This is a genomic window from Desulfoglaeba alkanexedens ALDC (genome assembly GCF_005377625.1).
GTDB classification, from domain to species: Bacteria; Desulfobacterota; Syntrophobacteria; order Syntrophobacterales; family DSM-9756; genus Desulfoglaeba; species Desulfoglaeba alkanexedens.
This window is the reverse complement of record NZ_CP040098.1, coordinates 1450919-1469412: the sequence shown is the minus strand read 5'-3', so window position 1 is coordinate 1469412 and position 18494 is coordinate 1450919. Positions and strand designations below refer to the sequence as shown.

The 18494-nt window shown below is 60.5% G+C and carries 12 protein-coding genes and 1 pseudogene; 7 read left to right on the top strand and 6 right to left on the bottom strand.

The genetic code is table 11. The annotated features are described in order from the left end of the window. Positions 1 to 36 precede the first annotated feature (36 nt). Positions 37 to 762: a hypothetical protein gene (locus FDQ92_RS06750; RefSeq protein WP_137423870.1), complete on the top strand. Its 726-nt coding sequence runs from the start codon at positions 37 to 39 to the stop codon at positions 760 to 762. A 147-nt stretch (positions 763 to 909) separates the two neighbouring features. Then, complete coding sequence (locus FDQ92_RS06745; RefSeq protein WP_137423869.1) at positions 910 to 1269, top strand: sulfite exporter TauE/SafE family protein; 360 nt, start codon at positions 910 to 912, stop codon at positions 1267 to 1269. 114 nt (positions 1270 to 1383) lie between these two features. Here the strand turns inward: FDQ92_RS06745 and ahcY are convergent, their stop codons facing one another. The 4 genes and pseudogenes from ahcY to FDQ92_RS06725 form a co-directional block, all read right to left on the bottom strand. Next, entirely contained in the window at positions 1384 to 2640 is a 1257-nt protein-coding gene (ahcY, locus tag FDQ92_RS06740) for an adenosylhomocysteinase (protein WP_137423868.1), read from the bottom strand. Positions 2641 to 2882: 242 nt separating this feature from the next. Next, positions 2883 to 4049: pseudogene (gene metK, locus FDQ92_RS06735) on the bottom strand (methionine adenosyltransferase); the annotation flags it as partial. Positions 4050 to 4141: 92 nt separating this feature from the next. Then, complete coding sequence (locus tag FDQ92_RS06730) at positions 4142 to 4906, bottom strand: class I SAM-dependent methyltransferase (protein WP_137423866.1); 765 nt, start codon at positions 4904 to 4906, stop codon at positions 4142 to 4144. 466 nt (positions 4907 to 5372) lie between these two features. Beyond that, complete coding sequence (locus tag FDQ92_RS06725; protein ID WP_170180231.1) at positions 5373 to 6050, bottom strand: TIGR04211 family SH3 domain-containing protein; 678 nt, start codon at positions 6048 to 6050, stop codon at positions 5373 to 5375. Positions 6051 to 6463: 413 nt separating this feature from the next. On the opposite strand from FDQ92_RS06725, the gene dnaK reads away from it, so the two are divergent. The 4 genes from dnaK (at position 6464) to clpB (ending at position 12656) form a co-directional block, all read left to right on the top strand. Beyond that, positions 6464 to 8362, top strand: coding sequence for a molecular chaperone DnaK (dnaK, locus tag FDQ92_RS06720; RefSeq protein WP_137423864.1), 1899 nt, complete (start codon positions 6464 to 6466; stop codon positions 8360 to 8362). Positions 8363 to 8476: 114 nt separating this feature from the next. Further along, positions 8477 to 9460 (top strand): DnaJ C-terminal domain-containing protein, encoded by a 984-nt coding sequence (locus FDQ92_RS06715; protein WP_137423863.1) that lies wholly within the window; start codon positions 8477 to 8479, stop codon positions 9458 to 9460. Positions 9461 to 9496: 36 nt separating this feature from the next. After that, positions 9497 to 9829, top strand: coding sequence for a chaperone modulator CbpM (locus tag FDQ92_RS06710; RefSeq protein ID WP_211341390.1), 333 nt, complete (start codon positions 9497 to 9499; stop codon positions 9827 to 9829). Positions 9830 to 10007: 178 nt separating this feature from the next. Further along, entirely contained in the window at positions 10008 to 12656 is a 2649-nt protein-coding gene (gene clpB / locus FDQ92_RS06705; protein ID WP_137423862.1) for an ATP-dependent chaperone ClpB, read from the top strand. Positions 12657 to 13264: 608 nt separating this feature from the next. On the opposite strand, the gene FDQ92_RS06700 is transcribed toward clpB, so the two are convergent. Next, positions 13265 to 14515, bottom strand: coding sequence for a nitronate monooxygenase (locus FDQ92_RS06700; RefSeq protein WP_137423861.1), 1251 nt, complete (start codon positions 14513 to 14515; stop codon positions 13265 to 13267). A 398-nt stretch (positions 14516 to 14913) separates the two neighbouring features. On the opposite strand from FDQ92_RS06700, the gene FDQ92_RS06695 reads away from it, so the two are divergent. Next, complete coding sequence (locus FDQ92_RS06695; protein ID WP_246041923.1) at positions 14914 to 15888, top strand: MBL fold metallo-hydrolase; 975 nt, start codon at positions 14914 to 14916, stop codon at positions 15886 to 15888. Positions 15889 to 16670: 782 nt separating this feature from the next. On the opposite strand, the gene pgm is transcribed toward FDQ92_RS06695, so the two are convergent. Continuing rightward, on the bottom strand, positions 16671 to 18320 hold the full coding sequence (gene pgm, locus FDQ92_RS06690; protein ID WP_137423859.1) for a phosphoglucomutase (alpha-D-glucose-1,6-bisphosphate-dependent): 1650 nt from the start codon (positions 18318 to 18320) through the stop codon (positions 16671 to 16673). Between the last annotated feature and the right edge of the window lie 174 nt (positions 18321 to 18494).

The following is an 18494-nucleotide window of genomic DNA, read 5'->3' as shown; positions in this document are numbered from 1 at the left end:
TCCCCTTAATCCCCTCCCACAAGGGGAGGGGACAAAGTGCGGGACGTGGCCATCGAAGAACGGATGGACGCCAATTTGCGGACCATAACAGGAGGAAAGACCATGGCTGCATCGTCCGGTGGAATCGAAGGAAAGAAGGGGCTCTTGAGACCTCGAAATGCCATCCTTCTGGTTCTGGTCGTTCTTTTTGCCGCCTTTTACGTCATCACGCCGACCCGCTACTTTTTCAAGGAAAGCGGCGGCAAACTGAGCTTGAGGATCGGGAAATGCCCGTGGCTCGGCGGTTCTTACAGCAAGGCCCTGGAGCCGTTCGAGGCGGGGACGGCGGATTTCGGCCCGCTCCTCGACCAACGCTTCGAAACGGAAGCCGAAGCCGTGGCGGCGCTCCGTGAATTCTGCTTCCCCAGGATCCAGGAAAACGAAGAAAGAGCAGCGGCCCTGGAGAAGGAACTGAAGACGGCCTACGGGGCGCTCCTGGGATACCTGGGTGCCGCCCGGAGCCTTGGAGCCGAAGGGCTGGACGAAGATATCTCCGGGGTGAAGGCGTGGCTCGAGTTTTACGAAGGCCGTGAAAAACGGCGGGCGGAAGGCGAGCTTCCTTTCATCTTGCTGCCGACGGAAATTCCTACGACGACAGCGCCGGAAGCGGCTGAAGCGGCGGTTCCGGCAAAACCCGAGGCGAAGGCCGCATTGACAACCGAAGGAGGACAAGCGGCTGAACCGGTGGGACATGGGGAGCCTCACGCGGAAAGTACACGGTGAAGCTTCGTCTCACGCCGGGAAATAGGCCCGCGTGAGCGGCGGAGCCCTGGGCGGGCGGGCCGGATGGTCTCGCCGGTTCCCGGGATCAGCCGGGAGCGCTTCGGGTGCCGCGTGACCTGAACGTGGAACCTTCAGGAGTGCCGTTCGATGACTGTTGCCTGGTGGATCATGGTCGCCAGCGGAATTCTGGTGGGGATTGGAGCGTCCTTCACCGGACTGGGGGGCGGGTTCCTCATGATCCCGCTCCTCCTTTTCCTAGGCTTTCCCGCCCAGAAGGCCGTGGGTACCTCGTTTATGGCCATCCTGGTGATTTCCTTTTCGGCCCTTTTGGCGCACAACAAGTTGGCCAACGTGGACTACCGGGCCGGCCTGCTTCTGGGCGTGGGGGGCGTGCTGGGAGCCCAGGTGGGTGCTCGCCTGCTGGAACATGTCACGACGGCGCATTTCAAGAGGATTTTCGCCGTCATCCTGGCGGGACTGGCGGTCTATATCTTTTTCAAGAAATGAAGGGTCCTGCCGGGCGTCGTCCGGTAAGGAGACTCTCGCATCAGAAAGAGGGGCGGATTGCCCATATCCGCCTCTTTTCCATTGTCCGGTTTACGTGCTGGACGAAAACCGAAGTTACGTCCCCATTTCCCAAGAGTTCAGGTACCTCTCCTGTTCCGGGGTGAGAGTGTCGATGGCGATACCCATGGCCTGAAGCTTGAGCCGGGCGATCTCGCGGTCGATTTCTTCCGGGACGCCCATGACGCCCTTCGGGGTGTCCTTGCCGTTTTGGGCCATGTAGGCGGCACAGAGCGCCTGGTTGGCGAAACTCATGTCCATCACGCTGGAGGGATGCCCTTCCGCAGCCGCCAGGTTCACCAGCCGGCCTTCGGAGAGCACGTTGATGTGCCGGCCGTTGGGAAGTGTAAACTCTTCCACCTGGTCGCGGATCAAGCGGCGGTCCGTCGCCGTCGCCTTCAGGGATTCGAGATCGATTTCGATGTCGAAGTGGCCGGAGTTGCAGAGGATGGCGCCGTCTTTCATCTTTTCGAAGTGTTCCTTTCGGAGCACATGCATGTCGCCGGTTACGGTGCAGAAGAAGTCTCCGATTTTAGCCGCTTCCTCCATGGGGGCCACCGTGTAGCCGTCCATGACCGCTTCCAGAGCCCGGAGCGGGTCCACTTCCGTCACGATCACGCGGGCCCCCAACCCTGCCGCGCGCATGGCGACGCCGCGGCCGCACCACCCGTAGCCGCTCACCACGAATGTGCATCCGGCGAGCAGGCGGTTGGTGGCCCGAACGATCCCGTCCACCGTGCTCTGGCCCGTCCCGTAGCGGTTGTCGAAAAGGTGTTTCGTGTTGGCGTCGTTTACCGCGATGATGGGATAACCCAGCACGCCCTTTTCGGCCATACTCCTCAGGCGGATCACTCCGGTCGTGGTTTCCTCGGTGCCGCCGATGATATCGGAAAGTTGGTCCCGTCTTTCGCTGTGGAGGGTCGACACCAGGTCGGCGCCGTCATCCATGGTGATCCGTGGCTTGGCGTCCAGCACCTGGTGGATGTGCCGGAAGTACGTGTCCCGGTCTTCCCCCTTGATGGCAAACACCGGGATTTTGTCGTGGACCACAAGGGACGCCGCCACGTCGTCCTGCGTGGAGAGCGGATTGGAAGCGCATAGCAGCACTTCGGCGCCCCCGGCCTTGAGCACCTGCATGAGACGTCCGGTTTCCGTGGTCACGTGGAGACAGGCGGCGAGCGTCACGCCCTGGAGCGGTCTTGCTTTGATGAAGCGCCTTTCGATGCCGTCCAGGACGGGCATGGCCTGGGCCGCCCACTCGATGCGCTGTCTTCCTTCGTTGGCGAGTTTCAGATCCTTCACGTCATGGTTCATGGCACGATCCTTTCTCTGGTTGCTTGCGATGGTGTACGCCGACGGAGCCGGCCGCGGTGTCGCGTCGCACGTCGGATGCGCGCACGTTTCCCGGGCTGCCGAAGGATGAAGACCGCGGGGGGCGCCCCCGCGGTCCGGTGTTATCGGAACCGGCGGAAAATTTTCGGCTAGCGGACGACGGTTATCTTCTTGCGGGTGCCTTCCCGGGGGGATTCTTCCACTTCAGGCAGGGATGGTTCGCTGATGCCGGCCAGTTCCGCCAGCGCCTCGGCCTGGTCCGTCTTTTCCCAGGTAAAGTTCGGGTTGTTTCGCCCGAAATGGCCGTATGCGGCGGTTTCCTTGAATATGGGCCGGAGCAGTTTCAGCTTGGAAATCATTTGGGCGGGCCTGAGGTCGAAGGTCTGGCGAACAAACCGGGTGATTTGACTGTCCTTGACCTTGCCGGTCCCGAAGGTGTCCACCATGACGCTCACGGGTTCGGCGACGCCGATGGCGTAGGCAAGCTGCACTTCGCACTTTTGTGCCAGACCGGCGGCCACGATGTTCTTGGCGACGTAGCGGGCCATGTAGGACGCGGTCCGGTCCACCTTGGACGGGTCCTTGCCGGAAAAGCAGCCGCCCCCATGGCGCCCCTGCCCGCCGTAGGTATCCACGATGATCTTTCGACCCGTTAGGCCGCAATCGCCCATGGGACCGCCGATCACGAATCGACCGGTGGCGTTGATGAAGAACTTGGTCCGTTCATCCAGGTACCTTTCCGGGATGGCCTTTTTGATCACTTCTTCCATGATGCCGTCCCGAAGCTCTTCGTAGGTTACCTCCGGGCTGTGCTGAGCGGCCACGACCACGGCGTCCACGCGCAAAGGCTTTCCGCCTTCATATTCGATGGTGACCTGGGACTTGCCGTCGGGGCGGAGGAAATGGAGCGCCCCGCTCTTGCGCGCTTCCGTCAGCTTCCGCGTGATACGGTGGGCGTAATGGATGGGCATGGGCATCAGGGTCGGGGTTTCGTCGCAGGCGTAGCCGAACATGAGGCCCTGATCGCCGGCGCCCTGTTCTTCGAACATGCCCTCTCCGGCCGTGACTCCCTGGCTGATGTCCGGCGACTGCTTGTCGATGCTCGTGATCACGGCACAGGTTTTCCAATCGAATCCCATGTCCGAATGCTCATAGCCGATGTCGCGAATGGTGTTCCGAACGATTTCCGGGATGTCCACCCAGGAGTCTGTGGTGATTTCGCCGGCCACCATGGCCATGCCGGTTGTCACAAGGGTTTCGCACGCCACCCGGCAGCCCTTGTCTTCCGCTATGATGGCGTCCAGCACAGAATCCGATATCTTATCGGCGACCTTGTCCGGGTGACCTTCCGTTACTGATTCGGATGTAAAAAGAAATTTCTCGTTCTTCATAGTCCTGGTCCTTTCTGTTTTCGAAGCGTCAGAGAACGACTTGGAATCACGTTACCGTCGGATTCGTTTTTTTTTTTTGCGCGCGGAGCTGATCAGTTGGAAACGAACGATGCGATATCCACGTTACCCGTCTTTCGGCCCACGATGGCGTGGTAGCATAGTTCCTCGCCGTTCAGGGAGAGCCGATGGCAGTAACGGGTTTCCTTCATGATCTCGAAGTTGTTGTTGATCATGCTCTCGAGCGCCTGCCGGTAACCCGTATCGTCGCTTTCGGAGAGGAAGCGATCCCTGATGTTGAACGCCACCCAGGCTTCGTCCTGAAGCAGATTGAAGGCGTTGAGGAACGCCTGGGTCGGGATGTCGTTGAAGCCGAGAGCCGCCACCGTCACCAGGGTGTTGAAGTTGTAGCTTTCCAGCCGCTTGCGGATGTCGTCTTCCAGGTCGGCCAGGTTTAACACGTAATACCGGTCATAGAGCCCAGGCCGATCCCTTTCGGTGGCCTCCTTGGCTTCCGGCAGAATGTCGACGCCGACCAAGAGTTCGCAGCCCAGCTGCTTGATTTTTTCCCCCACCATTCCGTTTCCGGCACCGAAGTCGAAGACCCGAAGGTCTCCGTCGGGGTTGCCGGTTTCTCGGAGTGCGTCACCGAGCAGTCCGCAGACCACACTGGGAGAATCGCAGTTGAGTTCCTCGTAGAAGATCTTTTCGTACAGACCGGGGATCTTGTAAAGCTGCCCGTAATCGTGGAGACGCAGCTTCAGCCGGCGCCCGTCCTTTTCCACATAGATCCATTCTTCGTTCTGGTCCACCTGGCTGTCGAGATCCGGGATGATGATTCGGCATTGATGTTTGCCCATGTCGTCCTCCTTTCGAGATCTTCGGCTGCCTGTGGCTGGGTGCCGCCACGTTGTGCCGGCAGGCAAAGCGTTTGACTACAAATGATTTCAACTCAAATGTTCAACGCTGACCCTACCAGCCTCTGATCTTTTGTCAAGGGCTTTGATTGTACTTTTTCACTCGGAAAGTTTCTGTAACGGAAATATCACAGAAAAGAGGGGGATCGCCGAGAGAGGGAACTCACCGGCAGAAGAAGAAACTTGCGGGCGATCGCCTGGGACGCGACGGCAACGGCGGAGGGCTCGCCTGCAGCTGTTTCCGGCCGAGGCGGCCCTTGCAGGCGAGGCCGTTCCGCTGCTGGAAGTCGTGGGCGAGGGCCGCGGCGTCCGCATCCTCGGACCGGGAGACGTGCCCCGATCCCAATGCGTTTGCTTCGTGCCCGTGAAGTGAAGATAGGGATTCAGTGGTCCGGTAGTGAACGATTTTCTAGAGGTAGGCGGCCCGCCGCTTCTTTTGCTGGCGGCCCATGATGAGCCCGATGACCCATCCGCAAAGGAGCACGGCCGCTCCCGTTACGAACCATTTGATCTTCTGAGAAAAGCGCAGGTTTTCGTTTTCCATGGCGAGTTTTTTCACCGTTTCTTCGGCGGATTCCAAGGCGGCCCGGGTTTCCTCGAACTGCGCCTTGAGCTCCAGGTACTCGGAAGCGCCCTCCTTCAACGTTTCGTATTCCGACCTCAGGCTTTCAATTGCCTGAGATGTTTCGGCAAGTTCCTGCGAAAGCTGCTTTTCCCGGGACGCCGCCGTACTCCAATGGTTTTCCAGGGTGGCTAGCTTTTCCTTGAGTTCCGCGTTCTCCTGTTGCAACTTCTGAGCAAGCGCTTCATAGGGGGCCCGTTTCATGAGAAATCGGCTCAACAGCCAGCCTTCATTGCCGGCCCCCGGGCCGGAAGAGACCTTGACGCGGGTCCAGCCTTCTCCTTCTTCCAGCACCTGGACGGCCTGCCCGGACTTGAGCATCGCCACGATCTTGTGGGAGGTACTGGGCCCGGTCCTGAGCGTCACCTCGAACACGTCGGCGACATACTCGCCCCAGGCCGGGGTCGCCAACAGAATAAGCAGGAGCGCAAGGACCAAATGCCGCACGGGCTTCTCGAGATTCATGAGGCGTGCTTTCTTTCGGGATTCGGGTGAGACTCGCACAGACGCACCCCCTGGAAGATTTTCCGGCCGCTTGGAGCGGCGCAGAGGCATGAAAAAACGCGCTTCGAAATTGGAAGGCATTATAGAGACCGGGCGCCGTAGGGGCAAGGCTCAACTGGGAGAACGGCGTAGAATCGAGCGGCCCGTTGCCGGTGGTGGTGGGGGGGGGCGGCCGGCCCCGTGGCGGTGATCCGCATCAACCCGCGGAGGGGTGCGCCCGCTGATCTTTTTCGCTGGTTCAGCAATAGCGACAAAATTGTATCAGACGCCCCCTGGAAACTTCGGCGATCGTGATTAACTTGCAATCGAGCACAATCTCATTTACAAATAAATCCAAGAAGTTAAAGTAATGTGGTTTGTGGGAGGTGAACGACATGGCGAAAGCGGTAGGCATTGACCTGGGAACGACGAATTCGGTGGTTGCCGTGTGGGAAAACGGCAAGGCGACGGTGATCCCCAATGCGGAAGGGTCCCGCACGACGCCGTCAGTGGTGGCCTATACGGAAGACGGCCAGCGCCTTGTGGGTCAGGTGGCCCGGCGGCAGGCCATTATGAACCCCCGCGCCACCATCACTTCGGCCAAGCGCTTCATCGGCCGCAAGTGGGGGGAAGTGGACGAAGAATCCAAGATCGTATCCTACGAAGTGGTCCGTGGACCGAACGATGCGGTGCGGTTCAACATTCGTGGGAAGCTGGTCGCCCCCGAGGAAGTTTCCGCGCAGGTGCTTCGAAAGCTCGTAGACGACGCGTCCCGCTACCTTGGGGAACGGGTCCAGGAAGCGGTGATCACGGTGCCGGCCTACTTCAACGACGCGCAGCGCCAGGCCACGAAAGATGCCGGGGAGATCGCGGGCCTCAAGGTCCTCCGGATCATCAACGAACCCACGGCGGCGGCTCTGGCGTACGGCCTGGAAAAGAAGAAAAACGAGACCATTCTGGTTTTCGACCTGGGCGGCGGTACGTTCGATGTTTCCATTCTCGACGTGGGAGACGGTGTTTGCGAAGTCAGAGCCACGGCGGGTGACACGCACCTCGGCGGCGACGATTTCGACAAGCGCGTGGTGGATTGGATCGCCGACGAATTCCGGAAGGACACGGGGATCGATCTTCGAAACGACCGCCAGGCGCTCCAGCGCCTGTATGAAGCCGCCGAGAAGGCCAAGTGCGAACTGTCGACCACGGCGGAAACCGAGATCAACCTGCCCTTCATCACGGCGGACGCCACGGGGCCCAAGCACCTGGTGATGAAGCTGTCGCGGGCCAAGTTCGAAGCGCTGACTCACGATCTGGTGGAGCGCTGCATGGGTCCGGTGAACCAGGCTCTGGCCGACGCGAAGCTCTCGGCCGCCGATATCGACGAAGTGATTCTGGTAGGGGGTTCCACGCGCATTCCGGCCGTCCAGGAACTGGTGAGGAAACTTACGGGCGGAAAGCAGCCCAACATGAGCGTGAACCCGGATGAAGTGGTGGCGGTTGGAGCCGCTATCCAGGCGGCCGTTCTCAAAGGCGAAGTGGAAGACGTGGTCCTGCTCGATGTGACGCCGCTTTCCCTGGGTGTGGAGACCCTCGGAGGCGTCATGACGAAGCTCATCGAACGGAACACGACCATTCCGTGCCGCCGCGAAGAAATCTTTTCCACGGCGGAAGACAACCAGACGGCCGTGGACATCGTGGTGCTCCAAGGGGAACGCGAAATGGCCGCCGACAACCGGGTGCTGGGCCGCTTCCGGCTGGAAGGAATCCGGCCGGCTCCTCGAGGCGTTCCGCAGATCAAGGTGACCTTCGACATCGACGCCAATGGGATTCTGAACGTCACGGCGCGCGACATGGAGACCGGAAAGGAACAGAAGGTGACCATCTCCGAGTCCACCAATCTGGAAAAGAGCGAAGTGGAACGGATGGTGCGGGACGCTCAGGCTCATGCCGCCGAAGACAAGCGCCGGCGTGAAACGGTGGAGGCGCGGAACCAGGTGGATACGCTCGCCTACCAGTTGGAGCGGACCTTGAAGGATCTGGGCGACAAGGTTCCGGTCCACGAAAAGTCCCGCTGTGAAGGGCTGATTGAGGAGGCCCGCAAGGCCGTGGCCGATCCTGCAACGACCAAGGAACGGTTCACGCAGCTTTCGAGCGACATCCAGCAGGCGCTCCAGATGGTGGCCGCGGCGGCTTACCGACAAGCCGGAGAAGCGGGTTCCGGGGGCGCCGAGCGAGAGCGGCAGCGGCCGGAAAGCGGCGGCGAAGACGTGATCGACGCCGAATACACCGAGCGGTAAAGGTCGAACTTGCCGATCCGACCTCGTTGTGGTCATGATGTGAGCGGCATCGTCTTGTGTGAAACTCATTCGGTTGTGGGTGTCGCCGTCTCAGCCTGGAGGGAGTGGAAGTCGATGGCGGTTAAGTTTCGAGACTATTACGAGGTCCTGGGGGTCCCGCGGGATGCGTCCCAGCAGGATATCCAGCGCGCTTACCGGAAACTGGCTCGGAAGTACCATCCGGACGTCAACAAGGAACCAGGAGCCGAAGAGAAGTTCAAGGAAGTCAGCGAAGCCTACGAAGTCCTGAAAGACCCGGAAAAGCGGCGGAAGTACGACCAACTTGGCGCTCACTGGAAGGAAGGCCAGGAATTCCGGCCGCCTCCGGGCTGGGACGCGCACTTCGATTTCGGTGGTCAGGGGGGTGGGAGTCAGTTCTTCTGGTCTGAGTCCGGCGGCGATTTCAGCGATTTTTTTGATGTGCTTTTTGGTTCGCGTGGATTCCGCCAGGCGCGAGGGTCTGCGGGGCGAACCGGGCCGGCGGCCGGGGCGTGGAGTCGGCCCGGAGCCGACCAGGAGGCGGTTTTGAGCGTGAGTCTCGAAGAAGCCTTCCGGGGAACCACGAAGACCATCACGTTTCAGGTTCCCCGGACCACGCCCGACGGACGCGTCGTCACCGAGACCCGAACGCTGGAAGTGAAGGTGCCCCCGGGAATCCTTCCGGGACAGAAGATCCGCCTCCCCGGTCAGGGTTCGGAAGGCCTCGGCGGCGGAAAACGCGGAGACCTGTACCTGAAAATCCAGGTGGAACAGCACCCCGTCTATCGCCTTGAAGGCCGGAACCTGGTCATGGATCTTCCGGTCAGTCCCTGGGAGGCGGCGCTGGGTGCGGAAGTGCACCTTCAGACCCTTTCGGGTCCCGTGACCCTCAAGATCCCAGCCGGAACACAGAGCGGACAGAAGCTTCGGCTTCGCGGCAAAGGCATGCCGAATCCCAGAGGGACGGCGGGGGACCTCTACGCGGTGGTCAAGATCGTCGTCCCCAAGCGGTTGAGCAAAAAGGAACGGGAACTGTTCGAAGCGTTGCGCGAGGCCTCATCCTTCAACCCTCGAAACTGAACGATCTGAATCGAAAGATCATTGGGGGAAATCCCGATGTCAGGACAACGAGCGTTCATGATCCGGTTGAGGCGGACGTCCCGGTTGGAAGCTTACCTTGACGTTTACGACGTGGCCGCCGAGACGGGGGTTCATCCCGAGTTCATCCGCCGCCTGGTTCGACTGGGCCTTCTGGATCCCGTGGAGGCGCGGGAGGACGAAAGGCTTCTTTTCGAGGTCTCCGCTGTGCCTCTCGTCCGGAAAATCATCCGGCTCAGGCGAGACCTGGGCCTGAACTATGCCGGGATCGGGGTGGTGCTGGAACTGATGGAGCGGATCGAAAGCCTCGAGGCCAAGATCCGGGAACTCGAAGGGGATTTGTTCGAATAGAAGAGACTTTCCAGGAAGCGGGCACTCAGCCTGCCTCCCGGTTGCGAGGTCTTTGGGGTCTCTCCCTTGGGCGAAAGGATGCCCGGAGATCTTCAGGGGGACCTCAAAGCTGCCTTTTCAATGGAAATTTGAAACCGGCCGAAAGCCGTACAGAATATGATGGAGGAGACTTTATCCCATGGATCTGAATAAGTTCACGGTCAAATCGCAGGAAGCGCTTCAGGCGGCACAGACCAAGGCCGTTCGTTTCGGACATCAGGAAGTGGACGGCGAACACCTGCTGCTGGCACTTCTCGAGCAAAGCGACGGACTTGTTCCCCGGTTGCTCCGGCGGATGGAGATTCCGGTGGAATCGGTGACCGAGCGGATCGTCCAGGAACTGGACAAGAAACCCCGGGTGAGCGGGCCCGGGGCGGAACCCGGAAAGGTCTACGTCACGCAACGACTCAACCGGCTTCTGGTGAAAGCCCAGGAAGAGGCGGAGCGCCTCAAGGACGAGTACGTTTCCGTCGAACACCTGCTGCTCGCGTTTGTGGACGAAGGCAGTACCACGCCGGCGGGACGGGTGCTCCAGGAATTCAACATCGGTCGCGACCTGATCCTGCGCACCCTCACCAACGTCCGCGGCCACCAGCGGGTGACCTCCGCCACCCCGGAAACCACCTACGAGGCGCTCCAAAAATACGGGCGGGATCTGGTTCAGGAAGCTCGAACCGGAAAACTGGACCCCGTCATTGGGCGGGATTCGGAAATCCGTCGGGTGATCCGCATCCTCAGCCGTAAAACCAAGAACAACCCGGTGCTCATCGGTGAGCCGGGAGTGGGAAAGACCGCCATCGTGGAAGGACTCGCCCACCGGATCGTCCGCGGGGACGTCCCGGAAGGCCTCAAAGACAAGACCATCTTCGCTCTCGACATGGGGGCCCTGGTTGCGGGTGCCAAGTACCGCGGCGAATTCGAAGAACGGCTCAAAGCGGTTCTCCAGGAAATCAAGGAATCGGAAGGCAGGATCCTCCTTTTCATCGATGAGCTTCACACGATCGTCGGGGCCGGAAAGGCGGAAGGGGCCATCGACGCAGGCAACATGCTGAAGCCCATGCTCGCCCGCGGGGAACTCCACTGCATCGGCGCTACGACCCTGGACGAATACCGAAAGCACATCGAAAAGGACGCGGCCCTGGAACGGCGCTTTCAGCCCGTGCTGGTGGAGCAGCCCACGGTGGAAGACACCATCTCGATCCTTCGCGGTCTTCGCGAACGGTTTGAGGTGCATCACGGCGTGCGCATCCAGGACAGCGCTCTGGTGGCCGCGGCGGTCCTTTCCAACCGCTACATCACGGACCGGTTCCTTCCCGACAAGGCGATCGACCTGGTGGACGAAGCCTGTGCCATGATCCGCACCGAAATCGATTCCATGCCCGCGGAACTGGACGAAGTGACCCGCCGTATCATGCAGCTCGAGATTGAAGAGGCGGCCTTGAATAAGGAACGCGACAAAGCCAGCCGGGAACGGCTGGAGGCGCTCCGCAAGGAACTGGCGGCCCTTCGCGAAAAGGGCGGCGCCATGAAAGCCCAGTGGGAAAGGGAAAAGGAAGCCATCAAGAAGGTGCAGGCACTCCGAGAATCCATCGAAAAGGTGCGCCATGAAATGGAGTTGGCCGAACGCCAGTACGACCTCAGCCGGGTTGCCGAACTGAAATACGGTAAGCTGGCCGAGCTGGAACGCCAGTTGAAGCAAGAAGAAGAGCGTCTTTCCAGCGAACAGAGGGGAGCGCGGCTGCTCCGCGAAGAAGTGACCGAAGAAGAAATCGCCGAAATCGTATCCCGCTGGACCGGCATCCCCGTAGCGAAGCTGGTGGAAGGGGAACGGGAAAAACTGCTCCGGCTCGATGAAATCCTTCACCGGCGCGTGGTGGGTCAGGATGAAGCCGTCCAATTGGTGGCCGATGCGGTGCTTCGCGCGCGCTCGGGCATCAAGGATCCCCGCCGGCCCATCGGATCCTTCATCTTCCTCGGCCCCACCGGGGTGGGAAAGACCGAGCTGGCGAAAACCCTGGCGGAAGCGCTCTTCGATTCGGAGGACAACCTCGTTCGAATCGACATGAGCGAATACATGGAAAAACACACGGTTTCGAGGCTCATCGGAGCCCCTCCGGGCTATGTGGGCTACGAGGAAGGCGGGCAGCTCACTGAAGCCGTGCGCCGGAAACCCTACAGCGTGATCCTTTTCGACGAAATTGAAAAGGCGCACCACGACGTTTTCAACGTGCTTCTCCAGATCCTGGACGACGGGCGCCTGACCGACGCCCAGGGCCGCACCGTGGATTTCAAGAACACGGTGATCATCATGACGAGCAACATCGGCTCAGAATACCTGCTGGAAGGCGTAACGGACCGCGGTGAAATCAAGGAGGAGGCTCGGGAGCGGGTGATGAGCGCCCTCAGGCGCCACTTCCGGCCCGAGTTCCTCAACCGGGTGGACGATATCGTGCTCTTCAAGCCCCTCACACGCGAAGAAGTCAAGCAGATCGTGGGACTTCTCACCGCCGACCTGGAGCGGCGCCTCAAGGACCGGAGGATTCGTCTCGAAATCAGCGATGCTGCGAAAGAATTCATCGCGGCGGCCGGCTACGACCCGGTCTACGGCGCCCGGCCCCTCAAGCGCTACCTCCAGCACCAACTGGAGACCCGGATCGGCCGGGCCCTCATCGCCGGCGACATCCGAGACGGTGCGACCATCCGGGTGGAACTCCAGGGCGACCAGCTCACGGTCGTGCACGTCAATCCTCAAAACGGGGAAGAAGCGGCCGAGGCGGCGGTGCAGTGATGCGGGGCGCATGGCGCCCGCGAAAGCGGGCGCAACGCGCCCGGCTGCTAGGAGCGGCCTTGGCCGCGATCGGGGTCGCCGGTAAGCCGGCTCCTACAGGGCATGCGTCTCCTAGGGACGTAGGGATGCAGCGCCGCTGCGCCCCTACGCGAGAAAACGGGCCCTCAATTTCCCCTCGTTCCCAAGCTCCAGCTTCCCTCCTGCTGCAGCTGAAACTCGCTGTCTTTTCTCCTCGTTCCCAAGCTCCAGCTTGGGAACGGCCTGCCCTGGAAGCTCCAGCTTCGCCTCGCTGGAAAAGATTTGGTAAAATAAAAAGTGGAGACCTTAAGCAAAAAGGATGACGAAGGTCAAAAAGTCTCCCTCTGCCCCCTCCCCTTAATCCCCTCCCACAAGGGGAGGGGAAATAGAATTTGGCATCAAATGTTAGGTCTATTATTTTCTACGCTACCATGGATTTTGTGGCGGGTTCGCATGGGTCACGGCTTCATGGGAACCGAAGCTGGAGCTTCTCCACACTTGTGTTCCCAAGCTGGAGCTTGGGAACAAGGTGGAAAGTGTGCGAAATTGCGTTGCCCTAAAGGGTTGATTCTGAGTTCTAGTACACGCTCCTAGGGTTCAGGTTCGGGTAGAGCGATCCGATGGTCGGTGCTGAACTGGTAGTCGCGAAAAACGTGTTCGGCGGTGAGCGGTTGGTAGCTCCCGTCGGCGAGTCGGCGGGTGGTGTCCTTCAGCCGATAGGTGGTGTGGCCGCAGGTCCAGCACTGGAATTTTCGCATGTGAGTGCACAGGCAGATTTTCTCCAGGCTGCGGGCGCCGTCGATCCCGCCGTTTGCGACCGCTCCATGATAGGCTTCCAGATAGGCGCAGCGACCGCTTCCGTCCAGGAGGTATCCGTAAGCCTCGCAATGGGGGCGTGTCTTGGATCCGACCGCGGGGCAATGTTTCAGCATGCGCATGGGGTACCCGGTGGGAGACAACAAGTTCACCTCGATGTCCTCCTCGCCGGCCCTGAAATATTCCTGCTTCACGTCGTCCGGCAGCCCGCATTCGCGGGTGACGGTAAAGCGGGTCGCCACCTGCACCGCCGCGGCGCCCATCTCCAGGTATTCCACCGCATCGGTTCCGGTGAAAATCCCTCCCGCGGGTATAACCGGGATGGCAAACACTTCGCTGCGCAGGAACTGCAGCACTTCGGCGACGATGGTCTTCAGGTCGTGCTCGCGCCAGTCCGGACCGAAACCCAGGTGGCCGCCGGCCAGCGGCCCTTCCACCACGATGTAGTCGGGGTGGCGCTTGATACGCGCGGAGCGCTTGAGGAACAGGTTGAGCGCTCGGACCGATGAAACGATGATGCCCAACCTCGCGTCTCGGAAGCGGGGATGGTCGGCGATCAGCTTAAAGGATCCTAGGTGAAGGCCGGCACTCAGCGTGATCCCGTCGATTCCCGCGTCCAGGGCTGCCCTCAGGCGCACCCTGAGGGTGTCGCGGGGGTTGTTCATGGTCAGCTTTTCCATGCAGTTGATGAAAATCAGCCCCGGGCCGTGCTTGTGCTCCATGGTGTAGGCCACATGAAGGCGGGTTGCCTCGGCCAGTTCGTCCAGGTCGAATTGGACGGCCGATTTGTTCGGGTTCAGGAGGTGGAGCTTGTGTCGTTCGAGCTTTTTCGCGACGAAGCGGGTGTGGAATCGACGATCGGCGACGGTGGGGAGCATGGCGTCCGAGATGTGTCCGATGCCGCCAAGCCTGGCCGCTTCCAGCGCCAGTTCGGTCGTGGAAATGTCCACACCCATGCCGCCGATCACCAGCGGGACCAGTTCCAGTTCGCCCAACTTCAGCCGGTAGTCGTCAAGTCGTTTCATTCCAATGGATATCCAGTTAAGGTGTTTCGGTTTATGGAAAAACCCGCCAGTTATGAGATGATGCCGAACCGGAGAAGGAGTGGGACAGGCGTACAGGTTGACCCGGTCCCTAACGGCAGGTGTCTTTCCGGTGAGCTGTTCCAACGTTCGAGGGCACTTTAACCCAAGTCGACGGCCATGAACATAGGCGTCGACAGCGCAGATGGTGATTTAGGTGGTGGAAGGTGCTGAGACAGTCCGCTCTCCGCGTTGATGTGTGAGAGTTCTCTCCCGATGGGTTAAGATGAATTCAACGTCGCCGGATGCGTTCTCGAAGATTGTCTCCGGCACCGAAATCGGTGCGCAGAGGACGGGAAAGAAAACGCCCATAAAAAGAGAGGAGACGTCCATTGTCACTTGTGATGCCGTTGTCATCCGGGGTTTCCAGGGTCCACACCATCACGCTCCCTCTTCCGTTCCGACTCAAGGCGGTCAATCTCTACCTGCTGGAGGACTGCGAAGGGCACATCCTGATCGATGCCGGGGTGAACACGCCCGAAGCCTCAGACGCCCTCGACGAGGCCCTTCGGGATCTGGACGTGCGGTGGGAGAGTATCCACACCGTCTTTATCACCCATTACCACAGCGATCATTGCGGATTGGCGGCGCTCGTCCGCAAAAGGTCCAGAGCCGCCGTCTATATGGCCAGGGAGGATTTCAATCTGTTGCGGACCTTCGAGCGGCGCCCCGATACCATGGTGGGCCCCGAAGGCTTCTATGTCGAACACGGCATGCCGCGCAAGATGGTGGGGATGTTGGGAGCGGCTACCGCATTGCTTATGGACGCCATCGTTCCGTTCCGTCCCGACCGCTTTTATCGTCACGGTGAGGTGATCGCACGGCAGCCCTTCAGGTTTTTGCCCCTCCACACCCCGGGGCACACCGTCGGCCACACCTGCCTTTTCGAAAAAAACTCGGGTCTTCTGTTTTCCGGTGACCATGTGCTCGACCCCATCACGCCCAACATCTCCGCCTGTCCCGCCAATCCGCTTACCAATCCGCTGGGCTCCTACCTCAGGTCGTTGAGCGGCCTGGTAGGCTTGAAGGTCTCAAGGACCCTTCCGGGGCACGGCAACCCCATCGTCGACCTCAACGGAAGAATTCGGTCGATCCACGTGCATCACGAAGACAGAACGCGGCGGGTGCTGGAAGCCTTGGATGCCGGGGCTGGGGATGCCTTCACCGTGTCTTTGGTGATTTTCGGAGACGACCTGGACCTCCTGGAACGCTGGATGGCGTTTCAGGAAATCCTCGCCCACCTGGTGTGGCTTGAAGACGAGGGACGGGTGGCACGGACGATGGAAGGAACCCGCGTCTGTTTCCGCGCCGCCTGATGCTGCCGAGGCCTGTTTGGGCTGGAGATGTTAAAATTCTCTGGAAATTCCACCTTGTTCCCAAGCTCCGGCTTGGGAACAACGCCAAAATCCCCCTCTCCCCCCTCCCCTTAATCCCCTCCCACAAGGGGAGGGGATTAATCCCCTTGTTCCCAAGCTCCGGCTTGGGAACACAACTGTGCAGAAGCTCCAGCTTCGATTCCCATGAGGCCGTTCCCAAGCCGGAGCTTGGAAACGAAGGAAAAAACAAGCCTATGAAAGTCGGGCCCTGATGAGGTTCTTTGTTCTTGTAGTGGCTCGGCATGCCGTACCCCTACAGCCGCGATGCAAACCATCTGTGGGAGCGGCGCCCTCGCCGCGATCGGGGTCGCCGGCAAGTAGGGGCGCAGCGCCGCTGCGCCCCTACAAGGAATCGGCCCGGTTTTCCGGCAAGGCGCCGCCCCTGTATTTCGTTATCGGTAGGAGCGGGCTTGCCCGCGAACCGTAAAACCGGCAATGCCGCCCTGACCCTGATCGCCGGCAAGCCGGCTCCTACAGGGCAGGAGTCGCTCCTGAAGTGCTCTTTGCGAACCGCCCCTACGCGAAAAAACGTACACTCTATCCCAAAAGGGTGAGGGGTATTCTCAGGCAGTCCCTTACCGGCGCGGCGTGCGCCTTACTGGAAAAGTCCTGCGGATGTGGCCGTTTTGCTGAAATCCACACCGGAGTGAACCTGCAGCCGGCGCCGATGTTCCGCCCGCAAACCGGCAAGCTCCCTCCATCGAGCGGCCTACAAAAACCCTTCACGCCGCATGTTCCAGAGTTTTTTTCACCACCGCCTTGGCTTCCTCGATGAGGGCCGCCAGGTGAGCCTCGTCTTTCAGACTCTCGGCGTAAACCTTGTAAAGGTCTTCCGTTCCCGAGGGCCGAGCCGCGAACCACCCGTTTTCGGTGATCACCTTGAGCCCTCCGATCGGCGCCCCGTTGCCCGGAGCGCAGGAGAGCTTGGATAGGATCGGTTCGCCCGCCAACTCCGTGGCCGTTATGGCCTCCGGGGAAAGCCGCCCGAGAGCGGCCTTTTCCGCGTGCGTGGCGGGCACGTCGATCCGGCGATAGTACGGCGTACCATAACGGGCCGTCAGTTCCCGGTAGAGTTCACCAGGGTTCTTCCCGGTACGTGCGGTGATTTCAGCCGCCAAAAGGCCCAGGATCAGCCCATCCTTGTCGGTGGTCCAGACGGTGCCGTCGCGCCTCAGGAAACTCGCCCCGGCGCTTTCCTCGCCTCCGAAACAGTAAGAGCCGCTCAAAAGGCCCTCTACAAACCACTTGAAGCCGACCGGCACCTCGGATACTCGTCGCCCGAGGGCCGTGACCACCCGGTCGATCAGGACGCTGCTCACCACCGTCTTTCCCACCACCGCCGTTTCGGGCCATTGCGGACGATGCGTGAGCAAGTAATGGACGGCTGCGGCCAGGTAGTGGTTCGGATTCAGAAGTCCCATGGATGGGGTGACGATGCCGTGGCGGTCGGCGTCCGGGTCGTTTCCGAAAGCGATGTCAAAGTGATCCTTCACCGTGACCAGCCGAGCCATGGCATAGGGGCTGGAGCAGTCCATCCGGATGTTCCCGTCATGGTCCACCGTCATGAAACGAAACGTCGGGTCCACGACGGAATTGACCAAGGTGATGTCGAGTCGGTAGACATCCCTGACGGGTTCCCAGTAATTCACGGCCGATCCCCCCAGAGGATCGACGCCTATCCGTACGCCCGCGGACCGGATGCGGTCCATATCGATGACAGCGGCCAGGTCCCGCACATAAGGGAGGATAAAATCATGGAAATGGGTGGTCGCACTCTTCAGAGCGGCATCGTAAGTCACCCGCCTCACCTCTCGATTGTCGGCGCGAAGGTGCGCGTTGGCTCTGTCCTGGATCCATTGGGTGACCTCCGTCTCCGCGGGCCCTCCGTGGGGTGGGTTGTATTTGAACCCGCCGTCCCGTGGAGGGTTGTGGGAAGGGGTGATCACGATGCCGTCCGCCAGCCCTTCCTTGCGGCCCCGATTGTAGCACAGGATCTCACGAGAGACGGCCGGGGTGGGCGTGAAGCCGTCGTCACGCTGAACCATGGTTTCGATGCGATTGGCTGCCAGCACTTCGAGGGCCGTGCGTTCTGCGGGAATCGACAGAGCATGGGTGTCTTTTCCCATGAAAAGGGGGCCGTTGATCCCCATATAGACTCGATAATCGCAAATCGCCTGGGTCGTGGCCAGGATATGGGATTCCGTGAACGTTCCTTCCTCGGGAGTCCCCCGATGGCCGCTGGTGCCGAACTGGACCCGTTGCCGTGGATCTTTGGGGTCCGGCCGGCAGGTATAGTACGCGTTCTGGAGTCTTTCGACGTCGATCAGGAGTTCGGCCGGTGCCGGGCGGCCGGCCAGCGGAGAGAGGGCCATGACACTGCTCCTTTTTCTTTTCGGAAGACAAATAACGACCGGTTTGACCGGTTAGGAAGCTTCTGGTCCTGCCGTCCTGTGATCTCACCTATCATCAACAGTTTGAAAGCGGAGGTCAACGCCTAACCGTATGACCCAACGGCAAGCAAAAAGGATAACGAAGGTCAAAAAGTC

Coding starts and splice junctions, on each gene's coding strand:
- FDQ92_RS06745 (WP_137423869.1), top strand. CDS start 910: ATGACTGTTGCCTGGTGGATCATGGTCGCCAGCGGAATTCTGGTGGGG.
- ahcY (WP_137423868.1), bottom strand. CDS start 2,640: ATGAACCATGACGTGAAGGATCTGAAACTCGCCAACGAAGGAAGACAG.
- FDQ92_RS06730 (WP_137423866.1), bottom strand. CDS start 4,906: ATGGGCAAACATCAATGCCGAATCATCATCCCGGATCTCGACAGCCAG.
- FDQ92_RS06725 (WP_170180231.1), bottom strand. CDS start 6,050: ATGAATCTCGAGAAGCCCGTGCGGCATTTGGTCCTTGCGCTCCTGCTT.
- dnaK (WP_137423864.1), top strand. CDS start 6,464: ATGGCGAAAGCGGTAGGCATTGACCTGGGAACGACGAATTCGGTGGTT.
- FDQ92_RS06715 (WP_137423863.1), top strand. CDS start 8,477: ATGGCGGTTAAGTTTCGAGACTATTACGAGGTCCTGGGGGTCCCGCGG.
- FDQ92_RS06710 (WP_211341390.1), top strand. CDS start 9,497: ATGTCAGGACAACGAGCGTTCATGATCCGGTTGAGGCGGACGTCCCGG.
- clpB (WP_137423862.1), top strand. CDS start 10,008: ATGGATCTGAATAAGTTCACGGTCAAATCGCAGGAAGCGCTTCAGGCG.
- FDQ92_RS06700 (WP_137423861.1), bottom strand. CDS start 14,515: ATGAAACGACTTGACGACTACCGGCTGAAGTTGGGCGAACTGGAACTG.
- pgm (WP_137423859.1), bottom strand. CDS start 18,320: ATGGCCCTCTCTCCGCTGGCCGGCCGCCCGGCACCGGCCGAACTCCTG.